The 3,769-nt window shown below is 55.0% G+C and carries 2 tRNA genes and 2 rRNA genes; all 4 read right to left on the bottom strand.

Annotated elements, in window-relative coordinates:
• Window positions 1–1,153 (bottom strand): 23S ribosomal RNA (locus tag E0702_RS15720); the annotation flags it as partial.
• A 197-nt stretch (window positions 1,154–1,350) separates the two neighbouring features.
• A tRNA-Ala gene (locus E0702_RS15715) sits at window positions 1,351–1,426 on the bottom strand.
• Window positions 1,427–1,508: 82 nt separating this feature from the next.
• Window positions 1,509–1,585, bottom strand: a tRNA-Ile gene (locus tag E0702_RS15710).
• 192 nt (window positions 1,586–1,777) lie between these two features.
• A 16S ribosomal RNA gene (locus E0702_RS15705) occupies window positions 1,778–3,317 on the bottom strand.
• Between the last annotated feature and the right edge of the window lie 452 nt (window positions 3,318–3,769).

Here is a 3,769-nt window from a genome sequence, read left to right as displayed (position 1 = left end):
ACCCGTAGCTTCGGTACCTGGTTTAGCCCCGTTATATCTTCCGCGCAGGCCGACTCGACTAGTGAGCTATTACGCTTTCTTTAAAGGATGGCTGCTTCTAAGCCAACCTCCTAGCTGTCTGAGCCTTCCCACCTCGTTTCCCACTTAACCAGGATTTGGGGACCTTAGCTGACGGTCTGGGTTGTTTCCCTTTTCACAATGGACGTTAGCACCCACTGTGTGTCTCCCACGCGTCACTCACCGGTATTCGGAGTTTGCCTCGGGTTGGTAAGTCGGGATGACCCCCTAGCCGAAACAGTGCTCTACCCCCGGCGGTGCTACGTGAGGCGCTACCTAAATAGCTTTCGAGGAGAACCAGCTATCTCCGGGCTTGATTAGCCTTTCACTCCGATCCACAAGTCATCCCCGCATTTTTCAACATACGTGGGTTCGGTCCTCCAGTTGATGTTACTCAACCTTCAACCTGCTCATGGATAGATCGCCCGGTTTCGGGTCTATTCCCAGCGACTGGTCGCCCAGTTAAGACTCGGTTTCCCTACGCCTCCCCTATACGGTTAAGCTCGCCACTGAAAATAAGTCGCTGACCCATTATACAAAAGGTACGCGGTCACAGAACGAGTCTGCTCCCACTGCTTGTACGCATACGGTTTCAGGATCTATTTCACTCCCCTCTCCGGGGTTCTTTTCGCCTTTCCCTCACGGTACTGGTTCACTATCGGTCAGCCAGGAGTATTTAGCCTTGGAGGATGGTCCCCCCGTCTTCAGTCAAGGTTTCTCGTGCCCCGACCTACTCGATTTCACATGATCAGATTTTCGACTACGGGGCTATCACCCGCTATGGCCGCGCTTCCCAACGCGTTCGTCTAATCAGTCACATGCTTAAGGGCTGGTCCCCGTTCGCTCGCCGCTACTGGGGGAATCTCGGTTGATTTCTTTTCCTCAGGGTACTTAGATGTTTCAGTTCCCCTGGTTCGCCTCCCGTCACCTATGGATTCAGTGCGGGATACCCACGTTACCGTGGGTGGGTTTCCCCATTCAGAGATGCCCGGGTCACAGGTTGTTTGCCACCTCGCCGAGCCTTATCGCAGGCTTCCACGTCTTTCATCGCCTCTGGCTGCCTAGGCATCCACCGTATGCGCTTCATCGCTTGACCATATAACCCCAAAGGGTCTGGTCCGCGATGACACACGACATTGCCGGATACGCGCTTGAAACGTATCTCGTGTTCTTTCCTTGCGGAAAGAACGTTTGTCAGCATGAATCACATTGTTAAAGAGCAATTAGAGCGAGAAGCTCTAAGCGGTAAGCTTTACGAAAAAGCGTACGACTTAAAACTTGTTGACTGTTGAGTGGTGGAGCCTAGCGGGATCGAACCGCTGACCTCCTGCGTGCAAGGCAGGCGCTCTCCCAGCTGAGCTAAGGCCCCGGATAATTTGAGTGAGACACGGTGCGTTTCGACAATGTGTAGCGGGTACACGAGAAGAGAAGCAACAACGTATCACGCAAATTGGTGGGTCTGGGCAGACTCGAACTGCCGACCTCACCCTTATCAGGGGTGCGCTCTAACCAACTGAGCTACAGACCCGGCGCTATTACTCGGGTCCTCTCCAGCAATCTGCCGACCTCTCCCTACTTTTCATAAGGTCAGGGGGTGCGCTCTAGCCAACTGAGCGACAGACCCGGCGAAACCACTGAATGGGCAACCCAAACAGTCTTTTGCTCTGGTCGATCAGGTAATTCATTGTGGGCACTTGCCGACAGTCGGTGACGTAGTCGGTAAGGAGGTGATCCAGCCGCAGGTTCCCCTACGGCTACCTTGTTACGACTTCACCCCAGTCATGAGCCACACCGTGGTGATCGCTCTCCCGAAGGTTAAGCTAACCACTTCTGGTGCAGTCCACTCCCATGGTGTGACGGGCGGTGTGTACAAGGCCCGGGAACGTATTCACCGTGACATTCTGATTCACGATTACTAGCGATTCCGACTTCACGGAGTCGAGTTGCAGACTCCGATCCGGACTGAGACCGGCTTTTCGGGATTAGCACCACCTCGCGGCTTCGCAACCCTTTGTACCGGCCATTGTAGCACGTGTGTAGCCCTACTCGTAAGGGCCATGATGACCTGACGTCATCCCCACCTTCCTCCGGTTTGTCACCGGCAGTCTCCCTAGAGTTCCCGACCGAATCGCTGGCAAATAGGGATAGGGGTTGCGCTCGTTACGGGACTTAACCCAACATTTCACAACACGAGCTGACGACGGCCATGCAGCACCTGTCTGTGCGTTCCCGAAGGCACCAAGGTATCTCTACCAAGTTCGCACGATGTCAAGAGTAGGTAAGGTTCTTCGCGTTGCATCGAATTAAACCACATGCTCCACCGCTTGTGCGGGCCCCCGTCAATTCATTTGAGTTTTAACCTTGCGGCCGTACTCCCCAGGCGGTCGACTTATCGCGTTAACTGCGCCACAAAGGTCACAAGGACCCCAACGGCTAGTCGACATCGTTTACGGCATGGACTACCAGGGTATCTAATCCTGTTTGCTACCCATGCTTTCGCACCTCAGCGTCAGTGTCAGTCCAGAAGGCCGCCTTCGCCACTGGTATTCCTCCCGATCTCTACGCATTTCACCGCTACACCGGGAATTCTACCTTCCTCTCCTGCACTCTAGCGTGACAGTTCCGGATGCCGTTCCCAGGTTGAGCCCGGGGCTTTCACAACCGGCTGATCACGCCGCCTACGCGCGCTTTACGCCCAGTAATTCCGATTAACGCTTGCACCCTCCGTATTACCGCGGCTGCTGGCACGGAGTTAGCCGGTGCTTCTTCTGTGGGTGATGTCCTCCCTCAGGGGTATTGGCCCTGAGGATTTCTTCCCCACTGAAAGTGCTTTACAACCCGAGGGCCTTCTTCACACACGCGGCATGGCTGGATCAGGCTTTCGCCCATTGTCCAATATTCCCCACTGCTGCCTCCCGTAGGAGTTCGGGCCGTGTCTCAGTCCCGATGTGGCTGATCATCCTCTCAGACCAGCTACGGATCGCGGCCTTGGTGAGCCGTTACCTCACCAACTAGCTAATCCGACATAGGCTCATCCGATAGCGCAAGGTCCGAAGATCCCCTGCTTTCTCCCGTAGGACGTATGCGGTATTAGCCTGAGTTTCCCCAGGTTATCCCCCACTATCGGGCAGATTCCTATGCATTACTCACCCGTCCGCCGCTCGACGCCTGGAAGCAAGCTTCCATCGTTTCCGCTCGACTTGCATGTGTTAGGCCTGCCGCCAGCGTTCAATCTGAGCCATGATCAAACTCTTCAGTTTAAGATCATAAGTGCTTGAAGTAGCACCAAACTTGGCTCAAGGTTCAAACGTCTCAAATAGATCTTGCGATCTATGACGAGTCGCTTGCCTTGATGGTTCTGTGACATGGTCACCGAGCCATCGACAAGCGCCCACATGAATTACCTGATCGATTGTTAAAGAGCGGCTCACGTCTCGTTGAGAGCGGAGCGTCTCGCTTGCTGTCGTGCCGATCGCTTTCGTTAACTACCGAAGAAGCGGCGGTCTCGCCAGCGCCCTGCGAGGAAGGCGTATTCTACGTGAGTGGCTGTCGTTGTCAACCCGGCAAAGCATTCCGAGGAACCTTGCGAGTGACCGACACCTTTCGACACGCAACCCTGAAGGGTCGTCTCGAGAGGATCGCCGCGGAGGCCTTGAGGCCGCCGTCACGAGTGGCGCACATTCTAGCGAATCTGCCGCGACTGTCAACCGGT

Origin of the sequence: Halomonas marinisediminis (assembly GCF_004347715.1) — a bacterium.
Taxonomy (GTDB): domain Bacteria; phylum Pseudomonadota; class Gammaproteobacteria; order Pseudomonadales; family Halomonadaceae; genus Halomonas; species Halomonas icarae.
Note: the sequence above shows the minus strand (reverse complement) of the source record. Positions and strands in the feature narration are given on the sequence as shown.